Genomic DNA, 19653 nt, shown 5'->3' with positions numbered 1-19653 from the left:
CCGGGTTTCGCGAGTATGATGTCGCTCCTGTCATCCGCCCGACCGAGGCTCCCTGCATGTCCGACGATCTCAAGACCCGCGCGCTGCGCTACCACGCCGAACCGGTACCCGGCAAGATCGCCATCGAGGTCACCAAGCCCTGTAATACCCAGGAGGAGCTGGCACTGGCCTACACGCCGGGCGTGGCCGAACCGGTGCGCGCCATCGCCGAACGCCCCGGGGATGCCTACCGCTATACCGCCAGGGGCAACCTGGTGGGCGTAATCACCGACGGCAGCGCGGTACTGGGCCTGGGCAACGTGGGCGCACTCGCCGGCAAGCCGGTGATGGAAGGGAAGGGCGTGCTGTTCAAGCGCTTCGCCAACATCGACGTGTTCGACATCGAGGTGGATGCCGAGGATCCGGACACCTTCATCGACGTGGTGCGGCGCATTGCGCCGACCTTCGGCGGCATCAATCTCGAGGACATCGCAGCACCGCGCTGCTTCGAGATCGAACGCCGGCTGATCGAGGCCCTGGACATCCCGGTATTCCACGACGACCAGCACGGCACGGCCATCATCATTGCTGCCGGACTGCTGAACGCGCTGGAGATCCAGGGCAAGACCATCGACGCCTGCGACATCGTCTGCGTGGGCGCGGGCGCGGCCGGCATCGCCTCCATGCGCCTGCTGCTGGCACTGGGTGCCGATCCCGCGCGGCTGCTGCTGGTGGATCGCAAGGGTGTCATACACAGCGACCGCGACGATCTCAACGAGTACAAGGCGGCCTTCGCGGTCGACACCGACCGTCGCAGCCTGGCCGATGCGATACGCGATGCCGATGTGTTCATCGGCGTATCCGGCCCCGACATCCTCAGTGCCGAGATGCTCGCCACCATGGCGGCGAAACCCGTGGTGTTCGCACTGTCCAACCCCGACCCCGAGATCCGTCCCGAAGTGGCGCTCAAGGCGCGGGACGACCTGATCATGGCCACCGGCCGCAGTGACTACCCGAACCAGGTCAACAATGTCCTCGGCTTTCCCTTCATCTTCCGCGGCGCGCTGGACGTGCACGCCCGCGAGATCAACCAGGCCATGCAGATCGCCGCCGTCCACGCCCTGCGTCTGCTGGCACGGGAGCCGGTGCCCGGTTCGGTGCTGGAGGCCTATGGCCTGGACGCGCTCGCCTTCGGCCCGGACTACATCATTCCCAAGCCGCTGGACCCGCGCCTGATCGACTTCGTGCCGCCGGCCATCGCAAAGGCCGCGGTCGAGACAGGTGCGGCGCGAGCGCCCTATCCGGCGCACTATCCCGCCTCGCCGGTCTGACGGCGCAGGGAAAGAGCAAGAGCGCCACGGACCACACGGAAGGCACGGACGGTTTCAGTACTGGGAACCCTGGAAGGCAAAGGCTTGCAACGCCAGCGGGCGCCCTTCCGTCCTCCGCGCACCCTGCGCCTCCGTGACCCCCGTGTCACGACCGATGTGTGAAACACAATGCCTGGGCGCCCGCGTCTGCCGCCTCCTCCAGCAGCGCCTCGACGCGCGCCCGCGAGGCGCGGGTCATGGGCTTGCCGTCGAGCGGGCTGCGCGGCGCCTGGCGCTGGCGGGTCAGCGGGAAGATCACCGCCTCGATCGGCACCTCACCGGCCAGGAAGCGCACGGTCGGGAAGGTTTCCCAGTTGTCACGCTCGAAACGCAACCGGCGCTCGCCGTCCTCGAACGGAATCTCGGCATCGATCAGGTGCAGAATGACCTCCTCCGGGGCGGCCGCGAACAGGTGCAGGTTGACATCCGAGTGAGGCCCGGCGGTGCCGCTCAGCACCGAACCGGCCAGTCGCGGCTGGAAACGGTCGAAGAAGCGCATGGCCTCCAGCGCCGCCTCGCGCATGCGCCGAAGGCCCTGCTGCTGCCGCTGGCCATGAAACAGCCGCTGGTAGCTGGCCAGCTCGGCCTCGACCTCGGTGTTGCTGGGCAGGTTGCGGGTGTCGGGCGCGCCCAGGTGGGCAGCCGCCTTGCGCTTGGCCATGCCGTAGTCGCGAACCCCGCCGGCCATGAGCCGGGCGGCCTCCTGCGCGATCAGCAGGCGCATGCGCTCGTCGTGATTGCCGTGGCGGCGCGCCATGGGCGTTCTCCTCGCCGACCGGGGCCAGCGTCCTGTCCAGCTTATCAGACTTCTCAGAACAGCGGGTCGGTCACCGGCCCGTTGCCGTCACCGCCATTGCCGATGGGTTCGGGGCGACTCTGCTCGCGGGGCACGAATTCCTCGCGGAACACCTCGAACAGGGCATTCTGGTCGGGCGCGGCCAGCAGGCCGGTGCGTGGATCGATGCGCACCGTGACCAGCCCCGGCGGCGGATCCCGATGGATCTCGGGCACACCAGCCAATGCGGCCTGCATGAAGTCGATCCACATGGGCAACGCAGCGCGCCCACCGGTTTCGCCCCGGCCCAGCGGCGCCACCTCGTCGAAGCCGACCCAGGCCACCGCCACCAGCGCCGGGCTGTAGCCGCAGAACCAGGCATCACGCTGGTCGTTGGTGGTGCCGGTCTTGCCGGCGATGTCGCTGCGGCCCAGGGTGAGCGCCCGGCGGCCGGTGCCGCGGCGAACCACGTCCTGCAGCATGGAATGCATGATCCAGGCATTGCGGGCCTCGATGACCCGCGGCGCGCGCGGCGGCGAGGGCAGACCCGCCTGCGCCTCGCCGGCTGGCGCAGCGGGGGCGGCCTCGTTGTCATCGACCGGCGGACAGTCGCGGCAGGCGCGCGCGGGTTCGGCCCGATAGACGGGCACTTCGGCATCGCCCTGGTAGATCCGGTCGATCACATAGGGCGCCACCCGGAAACCGCCGTTGGCGAACACGCTGTAGGCGCGCGCCATGTCCAGCGGCGTGACGCTGCCGCTGCCCAGCGCCAGCGAGAGGTTGGCGGGCAACTGGTCCGGCCGGAACCCGAAACGCTGCGCATACTCGACGGCCCAGGGCACACCAATAGCGCGCAGCAGGCGGATGGACACCAGGTTGCGCGAATGCGTCAGTGCCTCGCGCAGGCGCGTGGGGCCGTAGAAGCGGCCGCTGTAGTTCTCCGGACGCCAGGCGGACTCCAGGGCGGGGTCGTCGAACACCACCGGTGCGTCGTTGAGAATGCTGGCGGGCGTGAAACCGCGCTCCAGCGCCGCAGAATAGATGATCGGCTTGAAACTCGACCCCGGCTGGCGCCGGGCCTGCGCCGCGCGATTGAACTTGGAACGAAAGAAGTCGAAGCCGCCCGCCAGCGCCTGCACGGCACCGGTGTCGGGTTCGACCGCAAGCAGTGCCCCCTCCACCGCCGGCACCTGTGCCAGCCGCCAGCCCCCCTCGGGCAGCGCCTGCAGCCGCACCCGGTCGCCCACGGCAAGCACATCGGCGGCAACCGCCGGGGCCTTGCCGCGACGGTTGTGGTCGAGATAGGGCCGTGCCCAGGACAGCGCCTCCCACCCAAGGGTCACGCGCTGGCCGTCGGCCAGCAGCAGCTCGGCCTCCCGGTCGGCAACGGCGAGCACCACGGCGGGCGGCAGGCCGCCCACCGCCGGCACCTTGCCGAGGGCTGCGCGGGCCGCGGCCTCGGCTGCCCGCGGATCCTCCGGCAGTTCCAGCCGCGCCTCGGGGCCGCGATAACCGTGACGCTGGTCGTAGGCGAGCAGGGCGCGGCGCAGCGCCGCATTGGCGGCGGCCTGGCGGACGGCGTCGATGGTGGTCACCACCCGGTAGCCACGGCTGTAGGCCGCCTCCTCGCCAAAGCGCGCGACCACCTCGGCGCGGGCCATTTCGGCCACGTAGGGGGCTTCCACCTGGTTGCGTTCCGGCGGTGCCGCCGGCGCCTCCTCCGCGGCCAGCGCGGCGCGGTACTGCTCGGCATCGATGAAACCGAGGTGATACATTCGCCCCAGCACATAGTCGCGGCGGATGCGGGCACGCTCGGGATTGGTGACGGGATTGTCGCGCGAGGGGGCCTTGGGCAGGCCGGCGATCATGGCCATCTGCGGCAGGCTCAGCTCGGCCAGCGGCCTGCCGTAGTAGATCTGCGCCGCCGCGCCCACACCGTAGGCACGCTGGCCCAGATAGATCTTGTTCAGGTACAGTTCGAGAATCTCTTCCTTGCTGAGTTCGCGCTCGATCTTGAGCGCGAGCAGGATTTCCGTTAGTTTCCTCAGATAGGTCTTTTCCCGGGACAGGAAGAAGTTGCGCGCCACCTGCATGGTGATGGTGCTGCCACCCTGGCGCTTCTCGCCGGTGCGCAGCAGCTCGAAGCCCGCGCGCAACAGGCCCTGGTAGTCCACACCCGGGTGTTCGAAGAAGCGGTCATCCTCCGCCGCAAGGAAGGCCTGCACGAGCTGGGGAGGCAGCTCTTCGTACCGGACAGGGATGCGCCGCTTCTCGCCGAACTCCGCGATCAGCCCGCCATCCGCCGAATAGACCCGCAGCGGCACCTGGAACTGGACGTCGCGCAGCGCCTCCACCGAAGGCAGCTGCGGCACGATAAAGAAGTACACGGCCCCGGCCGCCAGGAAACCCAGCAATGCAAACACCGCCAGGCCGGCGGCAAGGAATCGGAACCATTTCATGATGGGCAGTGTGGGTCGCTCGGATGGGCTCGGGTTGTGAAGCGCGTCATGTAATCGTCTATAAAGGAAATTGTAAAGCTTCCGATACCCAGATCGTAGCCCGAAGCATGTCCGGGAAACATTAGTTGACAAAAGCTTGGCCTTGGCATCTAATGCGACGGGGGACGTTTTCGGCGCAACACCAAGATAAAAGAAGGGAAACCGGGAAGGATAAGGACTGTGCAGCTTGCGCGACTGCTGAAAAGGACCAAGCCTCCGCTCGTCGGCCTCGACATCAGCTCCACTGCCGTCAAACTGCTCGAGCTGAGCAGGACGGGGGATCGCTACCGGGTCGAGAGCTATGCCGTCGAACCCCTGCCACCCAATTCCGTGGTGGAAAAGAGCGTGACCGACGCCGAGGCCGTCGGCGAGGCCGTGCGCCGTGCCGTCAAGCGCTCCGGAACCCGGGCCCGCCATGCCGCCGTCGCAGTGGCCGGCTCCTCGGTCATCACCAAGATCGTTCCCATGCCGGCATCCCTGTCCGACGCCGAGATGGAGGCCCAGATCGATCTCGAGGCCGACCAGTACATCCCCTACCCGCTGGAAGAGGTGTACCGCGACTTCGAGGTGCTCGGTCCCTCCGCCAACAACCCCGATACGGTCGACGTGCTGCTCGCCGCCTCGCGCAGCGAGAACGTCGAAATGCGCGTGGCCGCGGTCGAGGCCGGCGGCCTGGAATGCGAGATCGTCGACATCGAGGCCTACGCCCTCGAGAACGCCTTCGAGCTGCTGGCGCCGCAACTGCCCGACGAGGGCGTGGAAAAGACCGTCGCCGTGGTGGACGTGGGTGCCACCATGACCACGCTCAATGTCCTGCATGACCTCAAGATCATCTACACCCGCGACCAGGTCTTCGGCGGCAAGCAGCTGACCGAGGAAATCATGCGCCGCTACGGCCTGTCCTACGAGGAAGCCGGCATGGCCAAGCGTCAGGGCGGACTGCCGGACAACTATGTTCCGGAAGTGCTGGAACCCTTCAAGGAGGCCATGGCCCAGCAGGTCAACCGCTCGCTGCAGTTCTTCTTTTCCTCCAGCCAGTTCAACAGTGTCGACCAGATCCTGCTGGCCGGAGGCAGCGCTTCCATTCCGGGCGTCGACGAGCTGATCCAGGAAACGCTGGGCATAGAGACCCGGGTCGCCAACCCGTTTGCGAACATGTCACTGGCGTCTCGCATCAAGCCGCAGACACTGGCCAATGACGCACCGGCCATGCTGATCGCCTGTGGCCTCGCACTGCGCAATTTCGGCCCGCGCTGAGGAGCTCAAGGGACTATGGCTTACATCAATCTGCTGCCGTGGCGCGAGAAGAAGCGCAAGGAACAGCAACAGGAATTCGCCTTCATCGCCGCCGGCGTCGCGGTGCTTGCCGCAGCCGTCTGGTTCCTGATCCACATGCAGGTGCAGGGCTTCATCGAAGGCCAGGAGCAGCGCAACAGCTTCCTCCAGGCCGAAATCAGGAAGCTGGACGAGCAGATCAAGACCATCAAATCGCTGGACAAGACCAAGAACCAGCTGCTGGCCCGCATGAACGTCATCCAGGAACTGCAAAGCAACCGGCCACTGAGCGTGCACCTGATGGACGAGCTGGTCCGCACGCTGCCGGACGGCGTGCACCTGAACAAGTTCACCCAGCGCGGCAACGAACTGACCATGGAGGGCGAGGCCCAGTCCAATGCCCGGGTCTCGGCCTACATGCGCAACATCGACAGCTCGCTGTGGCTGGGCAATCCGCGCCTGCAGGTCATCGAGACGATCGAGGCCGGCCGCAACCGGGTGGCGCGTTTCGTGCTGCTCGCCACGCTGAAGGCGGCGGCCACGGGTGAACAGACCGACGGACAGGAGAACCCCTGATGAATCTGTCCGAAATCGATCTCAACGATCTGGATTTCAGCAACGTCCATGCCTGGCCGCTGGCCGCACGCGTGGTACTGGTGGCGCTGATCGCCGTTGTGGTGCTCTTTCTCGGCTACTGGTTTGATATCAAGGATCAGCTCCTGACCCTGGAACAGGCGGAACGCAAGGAAACGGAACTCAAGTCCGAATTCGAGCGCAAGGCCGCCAAGGCCGCCAACCTCGCTGCCTACGAACAGCAACTGGAGGAAATGAAACAGTCCTTCGGCACCATGCTGCGCCAGCTCCCGAACAAGACCGAGGTTGCCGACCTGCTGGTGGACGTCTCCCAGACCGGCCTGGCCAGCGGCCTGGAGTTCGAGCTGTTCAAGCCGCAGGCGGAAATACCCAAGGAGTTCTATGCCGAGCTGCCGATCAGCATCAAGGTCAAGGGCCGCTTCCACGAGTTCGGTGCCTTTGTCAGCGGTGTCGCCGCTTTGCCGCGCATCGTCACGGTGCATGACATCGCCATTCAGCGCGCCAGCGACAAGGAAGAAACGAACAATGACCTGGTCATGGAGCTGACCGCCAAGACCTACCGTTACCTGGACGAGGAAGAGGAGGCCGGCCAATGAGCGGCGCCGTGACGCAGAAACCCCGGCTGCCGGCTCCGGTACTGCTGCTGGCGCTGGCCATTGGCGGCTGCACGGTGGGATCCACCGACGATCTCAGGCAATGGGTGGAACAGGTGCGGAACAACCAGAAGGCACGCATCGAGCCGCTGCCCGAGTTCAAGCCCTATGAAACCTTCATCTACCAGGCGCAGGATCTGCGCGATCCCTTTACCCCCAGCACCGAGGGCGGCCTGACGCCGCTGCCGGGCGTCGAGCAGGACAGCGGGATCCACCCCGATGCCAACCGGCCGCGCGAAGCGCTGGAGGAATATCCGCTGGATACGCTGCGCATGGTGGGCACGCTGGAGAAGGACGGCCAGACCTGGGGCCTGGTCCAGACCTCGGACGGCACCATTCACCGCGTACGACCCGGCAACTACCTGGGCCAGAACCACGGCAAGATCACGCGCATCACCGAATACGAGATCGAACTGACGGAAATCATACCGGATGGGCTTGGGGGCTGGATGGAACGACCGGCCTCGCTCGCGCTCAGCGAATGATCCCATGGGGGGAAGCAGACAATGATCGGTACGTACATCGCCCACATTCGTAACCGGCTGCCGTGCAGCCTCGCCGGCGCCTGGATCGGCCTGCTGGCGCTGCTGGCCACCGCGGCCCAGGCCGCCGACGGCAACCGGCTGGAGAGCGTCGACGTCGGCACCCTGCCCGGCAACAAGGTGCAGGTGGTCCTGACCCTGGCCGAGCCCGCCCCGGAACCGCTCAGTTTCACCATCGACAACCCGGCGCGCATTGCGCTGGACCTGCCCGGCACCCATAACGGCCTCAAGCAGCGCACCCAGACCATCGGCGTGGGCCTGGCCAAGAGCCTGACCGCGATCGAGGCCCAGGGCCGCACCCGCGTGGTACTGAACCTGGTGCAGATGGCCCCCTACACCACCCGCGTCGAGGGCAACCGCATCGTGCTGACGCTGCAGGATCCGGCCGCCGTGGCCGCGGGCGCCCAGGCCGCCGCCGCGCCCGCCCCGAGCAGCGCACCGGCACCGGCCGCAAGCCCCGACACCGCCGCCTCCGGCCGGGCCATCGAGAACATCGACTTCCGCCGTGGACCCAATGGTGAGGGCCGGGTGATCGTCAAGCTGTCCGACCCCTCCACCGCCGTGGACATGCGCCAGGAAGGCGCCCGCGTGGTGGTCGACTTCTACGATGCCCGATTGCCCGAAGCCATGGCCCGCCGCCTGGATGTCATGGACTTCGCCACCCCCGTCGAGACCATCGACATATCGCCCAGTGGCAACAAGGTACACATGGTGATCTCCGCCCATGGCGACTACGACCATGTCGCCTACCAGACCGATGACCTGTTCACGGTGGAGATCCGCGAAACGACCAAGGAGGAACTCGAGGCCCGCAAGCGCGAGAAGATCGGCTACACCGGCGAGCGGCTGTCGCTCAACTTCCAGGACATCGAAGTCCGCTCGGTTCTCCAGCTCATCGCCGACTTCACCGGCACCAACATCGTGGTCAGCGACACCGTGTCCGGCAACCTGACCCTGCGGCTGCAGAACGTGCCCTGGGACCAGGCCCTGGACATCATCCTCAAGACCAAGGGCCTGGCCATGCGCAAGAACGGCGACGTCATGCTGGTCGCGCCCAGCGAGGAGATCGCTGCGCGCGAGAAACTCGAGCTGGAGGCCCAGAAGCAGATCGAGGAACTGGCACCGCTGTACTCCGAGTATATCCAGGTCAACTATGCCAAGGCCGCGGACATCGCCGCCCTGCTGCAGGGCAGCGAGGGTGGCCAGGCGCTGCTGTCCGAGCGCGGCTCGGTGAGCATCGACCAGCGCACCAATACATTGCTGGTGCAGGACACCGCGGACAAGCTGGAAGAGATCCGCCGCCTGGTCACCCGGCTGGACATCCCGGTGCGCCAGGTACTGATCGAGTCCCGCATCGTCATCGCCAACGACGACTTCGCCAAGGATCTCGGCGCCCGCTTCGGCATCGGCAAGACCGAGAGTTCGAACACCACCACCAGCATCCTTGGCGGCGGCCTCGAAGGCGACCTGGCCCAGAGCGGCGTCTATGGCACCTTCATCGCCAATCCTGCCGACTCCGATCCGCCGGTGGAGGCCCTGACCACCGACCTGCGGGTGAACAAGCCCATGGGCGCGGTCAACTTCCTGATCGGCCGCCTCGGCCGCGAGTTCCTGCGCCTCGAACTCTCCGCCATGCAGGCCGAAGGCCGTGGCGAAGTCATCTCCAGCCCGCGGGTGATCACCTCCAACCAGAAGGAGGCCGTCATTCGCTCCGGCGTGGAGATCCCCTATCTGCAGGCGGCTTCCAGCGGCGCGACTGCGGTCCAGTTCAAGGAGGCCGTGCTCGCGCTGCGCGTGACGCCACAGATCACCCCGGACGACCGCATCATCATGGATCTCAGGGTGAGCAAGGACAATGTGGGCGAGGTGTTTGCCGGCGTACCCTCCATCAATACACGCTCGGTCGAAACCCAGGTCCTGGTCGACAATGGCGAGACGGTCGTACTGGGTGGCATCTACGAGCACACCCGCAGCAACGAAACCGACAAGATCCCGCTGTTCGGCGATCTGCCGGGCATCGGGCGCATCTTCCGCCAGACCCGGGACGTCAATGACAAGTCCGAACTGCTGATCTTCGTCACACCCAAGATCGTCAAGGAAAGCCTGGCCATCAACTGAACCTGCTTGCCAGCGCCGCCCGATCCGGCAATACTGCCCGGCATGAAAGTGCCGGGCAGTGTTTTTCTGGTCGGACCCATGGGCGCCGGCAAATCCACCATCGGCCGCCAGCTGGCGCGCAGCCTGGGCAAGACCTTCGTCGACAGCGACCGCGAGATCGAGGCCCGTACCGGCGTCGACATTCCCCTGATCTTCGAGCTCGAGGGCGAGGAAGGCTTCCGCGACCGCGAGCAGGACGTGATCGCCGAACTCAGCTCACGTCCCGACATCGTCCTCGCCACCGGCGGCGGCGCCGTGCTGCGCGAGGCCAATCGCCATCACCTGGGCGGCCGCGGCACCGTGATCTACCTGAAGACCTCGGTCGACCAGCAACTCGCGCGCACCGCGCATGACCGCAAGCGCCCCTTGTTGCAGACGGAGGATCCGCGGGCACGCCTCGAAGCCCTGATGCAGGTCCGCGAGCCGCTGTACCGCGAGATCTCCGACCTGGTCGTCGAGACCGATGGCTGCACGGTCAAGGATGTGGTGCGCCGGATCATTCGTCGGCTGGAACGCCAGCCCGGTGTGGGACCGGCCCACGTCTGACCCGCGAAGCGGGCACATCGGCGGGCATCTGGCCCCCGGCCACGCCGTCATTTATAGTGGGCGCCACAGTCAGCAAGGGCGACCCTGCCGCAATCCGGCGGCCATCGAACAGCATGAAGACCCTCCGCGTCGAACTCGGCGAACGCAGCTACCCCATTCACATCGGTGCCGGCCTGCTGGGCCGCGCGGACCTGATCGCGCCCCACATCAGGGGCAAACAGGTGATGGTGGTCAGCAACGAGACGGTCGCCCCGCTGTACCTGGAGCCGGTGCTGGCCGCGCTCGGGGGCTTCCGCACCGAAAGCGTCATCCTGCCCGACGGCGAAGTCTACAAGAACCTCGAGATCCTGAACCGGATATTCGACGCCCTGCTCGAGGCACGCTTCAACCGCCGCTGCACCCTGGTGGCGCTGGGCGGCGGGGTGGTCGGCGACATCACCGGCTTTGCCGCGGCCTGCTACCAGCGCGGCGTGGATTTCATCCAGATCCCGACCACGCTGCTGGCCCAGGTCGATTCCTCGGTCGGCGGCAAGACCGGCGTGAATCACCCGCTGGGCAAGAACATGATCGGCGCCTTTCACCAGCCCAACTGCGTCATCGCCGACACCGACACCCTCAATACCCTCGACGACCGCCAGCTGGCCGCCGGCATCGCCGAGGTCATCAAGTATGGCCTGATCCGCGACGCCGGGTTCTTCGACTGGCTCGAGCAGCACATGGCCGAACTCACTGCGCGCAAACCGGCGGCGCTGGCCGAGGCCATCGAGCGCTCCTGCCGTAACAAGGCCGAGGTCGTCGCCGAGGACGAGCGCGAGGCCGGCAGCCGTGCCCTGCTCAACCTGGGCCACACCTTCGGTCACGCCATCGAGACGGCGACCGGCTATGGGCGCTGGCTGCATGGCGAGGCGGTCGCAGTGGGCATGCTGCTGGCCGCGCGCCTGTCGGCGCGACTGGGCTGGCTGGAGCAGGCCGAGGTCGAACGCATCGCGCGGCTGCTCGAGGCCGCCGCGCTGCCCACCCGCCCGCCGGCCGACCTCGACAGCGATCGTTTCCTGGAATTGATGGCGGTGGACAAGAAGGTGCTTGACGGCGGGCTGCGGCTGGTGCTGCTGCGCGGCATCGGGCACGCGGTCGTCACCGACGACTTCGATCCCGCCGCGCTGCGAGCCGTTCTCGACGAGGCGGCCGGCGGTGACTGAGCCGGCCCCGATCAGGCAGCAAGGGCATGCCCATGCCGGACCTGGCCCCCTACGCCGCCACTGATGCCGGTTCGCGTGGCCGCCGCCACGCCGAACCCGGCCCGCGCTATCGCGGCGAGTACCAGCGCGACCGCGACCGCATCATCCATTCCGCCGCCTTCCGGCGCCTGGAATACAAGACCCAGGTCTTCGTCAACCACGAGGGCGACCTGTTCCGCACCCGTCTCACCCATTCCATCGAAGTCGCCCAGATCGCGCGCTCCATCGCCCGCGCCCTGCGCCTCAACGAGGATCTCACCGAGGCCATCGCCCTGGCGCACGACCTGGGCCATACGCCCTTCGGTCATGCCGGCCAGGATGCGCTGAACGCCTGCATGAAGGACTTCGGTGGCTTCGAGCACAACCTGCAGTCACTGCGGGTGGTGGACGAACTCGAGGAACGCTATGCCGCCTTCCGCGGACTCAACCTCACCTTCGAAACCCGCGAGGGCATTCTCAAGCATTGCTCGCTGCCCAAGGCCCGGGAACTGGGCGATGTGGGTGAACGTTTCCTGAAACGGGAGCAGCCCGGCCTCGAAGCCCAGCTCACCAATCTTGCCGACGAGATCGCCTACAACAGTCACGACGTGGACGACGGCCTGCGCGCGGAACTGATCACGCTGGAGCAACTTGATGACATCGAGCTGTTCCGCGCCCTGTTCGAGGAAGTCCGCGGCAGCTATCCCGACCTGCCCGAACGTCGCGCCATCCACGAGGTGGTCCGGCGCATGATCAACCGCCAGGTCATCGACCTGATCGAGACCAGCCAGGCGGCCCTCGACGCAGCACAGCCCGCGGACATCGAGGCCGTACGTCGTCACGAGGCACCCCTGATCCGCTTCTCCGAGGACATGCGGCGCCAGAACCTCGAGCTCAAGCGTTTCCTGCGCGAGCACCTCTATCGTCATTACCGCGTCCATCGGATGAGCGCCAAGGCCGCGCGCGTCATCCGCGCCCTGTTCGAAGCCTTCTTCGAGGACATCCGCCTGCTCCCCGACGAGGCCCGCGCGCATGCCCGCCGGCTGGGCGAGACGCTGGGCGAGGCCGGCCGCGCCCGTGCCGTGGCCGACTATGTCGCGGGCATGACCGACCGCTATGCCATCGCCGAGTACGAGCGCGTCTACAATCCGCGCGAGCTGACATGATCGGGAGACACAAGATACAGGCAAAACAAGCAGTTCCTTGTCTGTTGCATCTTGTCTCTTGTATCTTGCCCCCATGCGCATCTACATGCAGATCCCGGCGAGCGACGGCAGCGCGCCCCGCTACTATCACCTGCACCTGCAGGAAGACCTGCTGGAGGGCTGGACGCTGGTGCGCGAATGGGGTCATCAGGGTGCCGGCGGACGCCTGCTGAAGGAGCACTTTCCCGACCGGGAATCGGCCGAGGCGGCACTGATGCGGGTACGGGACGACCAGTTGCGACGCGGCTACCGGGTCGTGTTCGTACAGGGCCAGGAGCAGCCATGAACGACAGCGGCGACAACGGCTATCAGGCGGCCCTCGGCCTCGCACAGGAACCCTTCGCCGAGGGCGTTGCCGATGCCTTTTTCTATGCCGATCCGGCGCTGATGCAGCGGCTGGATCTGCTCGCCCATCTCACCCAGTTCAGCGACCAGCTCCTGCTGATCCATGCGCCGCAGGGGGCGGGCAAGACCACGCTGGCGCGCCAGTTCCGGCTGCGCGCCCCCGAGAGCTGGCTGGTCTGCATGCTCTCCGGCAACGAACTCGCCAGCACGGATGACGTGCGCCAGCGCCTCGCCGCCTGCCTGGGACTGGACGCCGAACTGGACGCCGACGAGCTTGCGCTGCAGGCCCTGCGCCGCGGCGAGGCGCTACAGCAGGACGGCCGGCTGGCGGTACTGGTGATCGACGACGCCCAGGCCATGAGTGACGAGGCCGTTCAGGCCCTGCTGGGGCTGGGCGAGTCACCCCGACAGACGGTACAGGCCCTGCGCATGCTGCTGTTCGCCGAGCCCGGCCTCGACCAGCGGCTGCTGAAGCTGGGCCTCAACCCGGCCCGCGATCCGCTGGTGCACCGGCTGGACATCGCCCCCTTCGACGCCCAGCAGAGCGCGGCCTACCTGATGTACCGGCTGGCAATCGCCGGCTACTCAGGCGACAGCCCCTTCAGCGCCACCGAGGTGCGCGCCATGCACAAGCGCGCCGAGGGCCGTCCGGGTGCCCTCAACCGGCTGGCCCGGCAGACCCTGGACGAACGCGCCCAGCGGGTGACGGCCATGCCGGGCACCCCGGCCGGGCGAGTGCAAAAACGGCGCTGGCTGCTGGGGGGCAGCGCCCTGGCACTGGCGCTGGTCGTGGCCTGGACCCTGTTCAGCTCGGGTTCGGACGAGGGCGAACCACCGCTGGTGGAACTGACGCTGCCCCCGCCCGCGGCGCAGGCGCCTTCCGGGACGGCAACGCCCGCGCCCCCGGAAACCGTTGCCGAAACCGGCCCGACGCAGGAGGAAGCGCCGGCCGCCGCCGAAGCGACCGCGGCCCCCGGGCCACCGGTTGCGACCGAAACCGTGGCGCCCCGGCAGGCGAGCGGGACAGTTGCCGGGGAACAGCCACCCCCCAACAAGGCACCGCACGCCGCTGAACCGGACACTGCACCCGCGCTCTCCGCGCAGGCGACCACGCCGCGGCCGGAGGCGTCTGCCTCGGCCCCGGCATCGGAACCGCCCGAGGCAACCGCGGAAGCGTCCCCGGCCCCGGGAAAACCGTCACCCCCACCGACCACCCCGCCCGAGGATCCCTTCCTGGCCTGGGTGAAGGCCCAGCCGGCAGACCACTGGACCCTGCAACTGCTCGGCGTGCGCGAGGCGACCTCGGCGCAAGCCTTCCTGCGCCGCCACGGCCTGGCCGACGACCCGCGGACCGGCGTGCTGCACAGCCGCTACAAGGGTGGCGACTGGTATGTCGCCATCCACGGCAGCTTCCCCGACCGGGCCGCGGCCCGGGCCGCCATTGCCCGACTGCCGGCGGCCGTGCGCAAGGGGCAGCCCTGGCCACGCCGCATGGGCGAGGTCCAGGCCGCGATCGCTGCCGACTGAAGGCCGGAAACAGGCTTTATTTCAGATGCTTCTGGCCCCTCCCATTTGGGCAGGGCCAATTGAACCGCCCCCGGGGCGGCGCTATACTTGCCGACCGCCCGGGGACCACCCGTCTGTCACGCCCGGTCCGCACACCGGTCTCGCCCCGCCGCGGAACACCGACCCGCATTGTTGCACCAGGGGATGCGGGCGGTCACAAACCGTGCCCCGCAGGACGTGACTGGAATCCGGTTCATCGCCCTCCGGCACAACAGGTTACCTGCCGTCCGCTGCCGCCCTGGCGCGATATGCGGGCTGGATTTTCGATCAGTTACGAGAGGTTCGACCATGAGTCGTGGTGCCTTGCCGCCCAAACAGGGGCTGTACGACCCGATCAACGAGCACGATGCCTGCGGGGTCGGCTTCGTCGCCCACATCAAGGGCGAGAAGAGTCACGCCATCGTTCGCCAGGGGCTGCAGATCCTGTCCAACCTGACCCACCGCGGGGCCGTGGGCGCCGACCCTCTCGCCGGCGACGGCGCCGGTATCCTGATGCAGATCCCCGATGCCTTCCTGCGCGAGGAATGCGCGGCCGCGGGGCTGGACCTGCCCGAGGCCGGCCAGTATGGCGTCGGCATGATCTTCCTGCCGCGCGATCCCCGCACCCGCGCCGCCTGCGAGGCCCTGATCGAGGAGACCATCGCCGAGGAAGGCCAAACCCTGCTGGGCTGGCGCGACGTGCCCACCGATGCCGGCTGCCTGGGCGAATCGGTCAAGCCGCTGGAACCGGTGGTGCGCCAGGTGTTCGTGGCGCCCGGCCCGGCGGTCGAGGACAACGCCGGCTTCGAGCGCAAGCTGTTCGTGATCCGCAAGCGTGTGGAGAACCAGGTCGAGGCCTCGGACTGGGCGGGCCGCGATCAGTTCTACGTGCCCTCCTTCTCCAGCCGCACCCTGGTCTACAAGGGCATGCTGCTGGCCAATCAGGTCGACGCCTACTACCCCGACCTCAAGGACGAGCGCCTGGTCTCGGCGCTGGCCCTGGTGCACCAGCGCTTCTCCACCAACACCTTCCCGTCCTGGGACCTCGCGCACCCGTTCCGAATGATCGCCCACAACGGCGAGATCAACACCCTGCGCGGCAACGTGAACTGGATGCGCGCCCGCCGCCACGCCATGGCGTCGGAACTGCTGGGCGAGGACCTGGACAAGGTCTGGCCGCTGATCCCCGAGGGCGCCAGCGATTCCGCAGCCTTCGACAATGCCCTGGAACTGCTGGTAATGGGCGGCTACTCGCTGGCCCATGCCATGATGATGCTGATTCCGGAGGCCTGGGCCGGCAATCCGCTGATGGACGAGAAACGCCGTGCCTTCTATGAGTATCACGCCGCCCTCATGGAGCCTTGGGACGGCCCCGCGGCCGTCGCCTTCACCGACGGCACCCAGATCGGCGCCACCCTCGACCGCAATGGCCTGCGCCCGGCACGTTACCTGATCACCGACGACGATCTGGTGGTGATGGCCTCGGAAATGGGCGTGCTGGACATCCCCGACCACAGGATCGTCAAGAAGTGGCGGCTGCAGCCCGGCAAGATGTTCCTGATCGACATGGCCGAGGGCCGCATCATCGACGATGCCGAAATCAAGGAACAGCTGGCCACCCGCCAGCCCTACCAGGACTGGCTGGACCGCACCCAGATCCATCTCAAGAACCTGCCCACCGCGGTGGAACCCGATGGCGGCGACCCGGCCACCCTGCTCGATCGCCAGCAGGCCTTCGGCTATACCCAGGAAGACCTGCGGGTACTGATGAAGCCGATGGCCGTCACCGGCCAGGAGGCCATCGGCTCCATGGGCGCGGACAACCCGCCTGCGGTGTTGTCGAACAAGCCCAAGCCGCTGTTCAACTACTTCAAGCAGAACTTCGCCCAGGTCACCAACCCGCCGATCGACCCCATCCGCGAGGAGCTGGTGATGTCGCTGGTGTCGCTGATCGGGCCGCGCCCCAATCTGCTGGATCTCGACAGCGGTGGTGGTCACATGCGTCTGGAGGTGGCCCAGCCCATCCTCACCAACAAGGACCTGGAGCGCATCCGCAACATCGAGAAGTCCACCGATGGCGCCTTCCGCACCTGCACCCTGGACATCTGCTACGCCGCCGACCTGGGCGCCGCCGGCATGGAAGAGGCACTGGATACGCTGTGCGGGGATGCGGAAAAGGCGGTCCGCGAGGGCTACAACATCCTCATCCTCTCCGATCGCGGCGTGTCCGCCCAGCGCATCCCCATACCCGCACTGCTGGCGACCTCCGCGGTACACCATCACCTGGTCCGCGCCGGACTGCGGACCGAGGTCGGCCTGGTTGTGGAGACGGGCGCGGCGCGCGAGGTGCATCACTTTTGCGTGCTGGCAGGCTATGGCGCCGAGGCCATCAACCCCTATCTCGCCTTCGAAACCATCTCCAGCATGATGGACGAGTTCCCGGAGGAAGTGGACGAGAAGGAGGCGCACCAGCGCTACATCAAGGCCATCGGCAAGGGCATTCTCAAGGTGATGTCCAAAATGGGCATTTCCACCTACCAGTCCTACTGCGGCGCCCAGATCTTCGATGCCGTGGGCCTGAAGCAGTCCTTCGTGGACCGCTACTTCACCGGCACCGCCAGCATGATCGAGGGCGCGGGCCTGCCCGAGGTCGCCGAGGAAGCGGTGCGCTGGCACCGTGACGCCTACGGCGACAACCCCATCTACGCCAATGCCCTGGACGTGGGCGGCGAGTATGCCTACCGGGTGCGCGGCGACGGCCACGTCTGGACGCCGGAGACCATCGGCAAGCTCCAGCATGCCACCCGCGCCAATGATGCGCGCACCTTTGCCGAGTTCACCGAGATCGTGAACCGCCAGTGCCGCGAGGCCATGACCCTGCGCGGCCTGTTCGAGTTCCGCTTTGCCGAGCAGCCGATCCCGATCGAGGAGGTCGAACCGGCCAGCGAGATCGTCAAGCGCTTCGCCACCGGCGCCATGTCTTTCGGCTCCATCTCCTGGGAGGCGCACACCACGCTGGCCATTGCCATGAACCGCATCGGCGGCAAGTCCAACACCGGCGAGGGCGGCGAGGAGCCGTCGCGGTTCAAGCCGCTGGAGAATGGCGATTCCATGCGCTCGGCCATCAAGCAGGTGGCCTCGGGCCGTTTCGGAGTGACCACCGAATATCTGGTCAACGCCGACGACATCCAGATCAAGATGGCACAGGGTGCCAAGCCCGGCGAGGGCGGCCAGCTCCCCGGGCACAAGGTGAACGAGTGGATCGCCAGGGTGCGCCATTCCACGCCCGGTGTCGGCCTGATCTCGCCGCCGCCGCACCACGACATCTATTCCATCGAGGACCTGGCGCAGCTCATCCACGACCTCAAGAACGTCAACCCGCGGGCCCGCATCAGCGTCAAGCTGGTGTCCGAGGTCGGCGTCGGTACCGTGGCTGCGGGCGTATCCAAGGCGCACGCCGATCACGTCACCATCGCCGGCTACGATGGCGGCACCGGCGCCAGCCCGCTGACCTCCATCAAGCATGCCGGCAGCCCCTGGGAAATCGGCCTGGCCGAGACCCACCAGACGCTGGTGCTCAACAAGCTGCGTACACGCATCGCGGTGCAGGTGGACGGCGGCCTGCGCACCGGCCGCGACGTGGTGGTGGGCGCCCTGCTCGGCGCCGACGAATTCGGCTTCGCCACCGCGCCGCTGATCGTGGAGGGCTGCATCATGATGCGCAAGTGCCACCTGAACACCTGCCCGGTGGGCGTGGCCACACAGGATCCGGAGCTGCGCAAGCGCTTCGTCGGCAAGCCCGAGCACGTGGTCAATTACTTCTTCTTCGTTGCCGAAGAAGTACGCCAGCTGATGGCACAGCTGGGTTTCCGTACCTTCGACGAAATGGTCGGACGCATGGACCGGCTGGACATGTGCAAGGCCATCGACCACTGGAAGGCGAGGGGCCTCGACTATTCGCGCATCCTGCACATGCCGGAAACCGCGCCGGGCGAGAAACTCCACAACTGCGAGGCGCAGGACCACGGTCTCGACAAGGCGCTGGACAATCGTCTGATCGAACAGGCAACGCCAGCCCTGGAACGTGGCGAACCGGTGAAGATCGAAACAGCGGTGAAGAACACCAACCGCTCGGTGGGCGCCATGCTCTCCGGGCGGGTGGCCGAGCGTTATGGCCACGAGGGTCTGCCCGAGGACACCATCCACATCAGGCTCAAGGGTGTGGCCGGCCAGTCCTTCGGCGCCTGGCTGGCACACGGCGTGACCCTGGAGCTGGAAGGCGAGGGCAACGACTACGTCGGCAAGGGCCTCTCCGGCGGCCGCATCGTCGCCTACCCGCCGGCGGACTGCCCGATCGTCCCCGAGCACAACATCATCGTCGGCAACACCGTGCTCTACGGGGCCATCTCCGGCGAATGCTTCTTCCGCGGCGTGGCGGGCGAGCGCTTCGCCGTCCGCAACTCGGGCGCCACCGCGGTGGTCGAGGGCGTGGGCGACCACGGCTGCGAATACATGACCGGCGGCGTGGTGGTGGTGCTGGGCCCGACCGGGCGCAACTTCGCCGCGGGCATGTCGGGAGGGATCGCCTATGTGCTGGACCGCGACGGCGACTTCCGCAGCCGCTGCAACCTGGCCATGGTCGAACTGGAACCGGTGCCCGAGGAAGACGAGCTGCTCGAGGAGCTGGCCCACGAGGGTGGCGACCTGGAGACCCACGGCCTGGTGGATATCCGCAAGGATCTCACCCGTTACGATGCCCAGCGCCTGCGCGGCCTGATCGAACGTCACCTGCACTACACCAACAGCAGCGTCGCCCGCGACATACTCGACAACTGGGCCGAGTACCTGCCGAAGTTCGTCAAGGTGATGCCGGTGGACTACCGCCGTGCGCTGGAAGAGATGCAACAGTCCAGGAACGCGGAACTGGCCGCGTCCGGAGGAAGGTAAGAGTC

Annotated in this window: 14 protein-coding genes; 12 read left to right on the top strand and 2 right to left on the bottom strand. The window is 67.2% G+C overall.

The window, feature by feature from the left end:
• Nucleotides 1–56: 56 nt before the first annotated feature.
• Nucleotides 57–1310 (top strand): malic enzyme-like NAD(P)-binding protein, encoded by a 1254-nt coding sequence (locus MVF76_RS08215; RefSeq protein WP_297528326.1) that lies wholly within the window; start codon nucleotides 57–59, stop codon nucleotides 1308–1310.
• Between the two features lie 145 nt (nucleotides 1311–1455).
• Here MVF76_RS08215 and MVF76_RS08210 read toward each other — a convergent pair whose 3' ends face one another.
• Both MVF76_RS08210 and MVF76_RS08205 read right to left on the bottom strand, forming a co-directional pair.
• Nucleotides 1456–2106 (bottom strand): hypothetical protein, encoded by a 651-nt coding sequence (locus MVF76_RS08210; RefSeq protein ID WP_297528325.1) that lies wholly within the window; start codon nucleotides 2104–2106, stop codon nucleotides 1456–1458.
• A 53-nt stretch (nucleotides 2107–2159) separates the two neighbouring features.
• Entirely contained in the window at nucleotides 2160–4583 is a 2424-nt protein-coding gene (locus MVF76_RS08205) for a penicillin-binding protein 1A (protein ID WP_297528324.1), read from the bottom strand.
• A gap of 219 nt (nucleotides 4584–4802) precedes the next feature.
• Here MVF76_RS08205 and MVF76_RS08200 point away from each other — a divergent pair, with 219 nt between their 5' ends.
• From MVF76_RS08200 to gltB, 11 genes are all read left to right on the top strand, one after another.
• Nucleotides 4803–5879, top strand: coding sequence for a pilus assembly protein PilM (locus MVF76_RS08200; RefSeq protein ID WP_297528323.1), 1077 nt, complete (start codon nucleotides 4803–4805; stop codon nucleotides 5877–5879).
• 15 nt (nucleotides 5880–5894) lie between these two features.
• Nucleotides 5895–6473, top strand: a complete 579-nt coding sequence (locus tag MVF76_RS08195) for a PilN domain-containing protein (protein ID WP_297528322.1) — start codon at nucleotides 5895–5897, stop codon at nucleotides 6471–6473.
• Nucleotides 6473–7087, top strand: coding sequence for a type 4a pilus biogenesis protein PilO (locus MVF76_RS08190; protein ID WP_297528321.1), 615 nt, complete (start codon nucleotides 6473–6475; stop codon nucleotides 7085–7087). The genes MVF76_RS08195 and MVF76_RS08190 overlap by 1 nt, the downstream gene beginning before the upstream one ends.
• Nucleotides 7088–7095: 8 nt before the next feature.
• A complete protein-coding gene (locus tag MVF76_RS08185) occupies nucleotides 7096–7629 on the top strand; it encodes a pilus assembly protein PilP (protein WP_297528320.1) in 534 nt (177 codons plus the stop codon).
• 21 nt (nucleotides 7630–7650) lie between these two features.
• On the top strand, nucleotides 7651–9804 hold the full coding sequence (gene pilQ, locus MVF76_RS08180) for a type IV pilus secretin PilQ (RefSeq protein ID WP_297528319.1): 2154 nt from the start codon (nucleotides 7651–7653) through the stop codon (nucleotides 9802–9804).
• 42 nt (nucleotides 9805–9846) lie between these two features.
• Complete coding sequence (gene aroK / locus MVF76_RS08175; protein WP_297528318.1) at nucleotides 9847–10389, top strand: shikimate kinase AroK; 543 nt, start codon at nucleotides 9847–9849, stop codon at nucleotides 10387–10389.
• Between the two features lie 113 nt (nucleotides 10390–10502).
• Complete coding sequence (gene aroB / locus MVF76_RS08170) at nucleotides 10503–11588, top strand: 3-dehydroquinate synthase (RefSeq protein ID WP_297528317.1); 1086 nt, start codon at nucleotides 10503–10505, stop codon at nucleotides 11586–11588.
• 32 nt (nucleotides 11589–11620) lie between these two features.
• Nucleotides 11621–12772: a deoxyguanosinetriphosphate triphosphohydrolase gene (locus MVF76_RS08165; protein ID WP_317622952.1), complete on the top strand. Its 1152-nt coding sequence runs from the start codon at nucleotides 11621–11623 to the stop codon at nucleotides 12770–12772.
• Between the two features lie 73 nt (nucleotides 12773–12845).
• Nucleotides 12846–13097, top strand: coding sequence for a WGR domain-containing protein (locus MVF76_RS08160; protein WP_297528315.1), 252 nt, complete (start codon nucleotides 12846–12848; stop codon nucleotides 13095–13097).
• Nucleotides 13094–14683, top strand: a complete 1590-nt coding sequence (locus MVF76_RS08155; RefSeq protein WP_297528314.1) for an AAA family ATPase — start codon at nucleotides 13094–13096, stop codon at nucleotides 14681–14683. The genes MVF76_RS08160 and MVF76_RS08155 overlap by 4 nt, the downstream gene beginning before the upstream one ends.
• 327 nt (nucleotides 14684–15010) lie before the next feature.
• The gene (gltB, locus tag MVF76_RS08150) at nucleotides 15011–19648 is read left to right on the top strand and encodes a glutamate synthase large subunit (protein WP_297528313.1); all 4638 of its coding nucleotides are present in this window, start codon (nucleotides 15011–15013) and stop codon (nucleotides 19646–19648) included.
• The last annotated feature ends 5 nt before the right edge of the window (nucleotides 19649–19653 follow it).

This window comes from Thiohalobacter sp. (genome assembly GCF_027000115.1).
Taxonomy (GTDB): Bacteria; Pseudomonadota; Gammaproteobacteria; order Thiohalobacterales; family Thiohalobacteraceae; genus JALTON01.
This window is presented reverse-complemented; position numbering and strand designations above follow the sequence as displayed.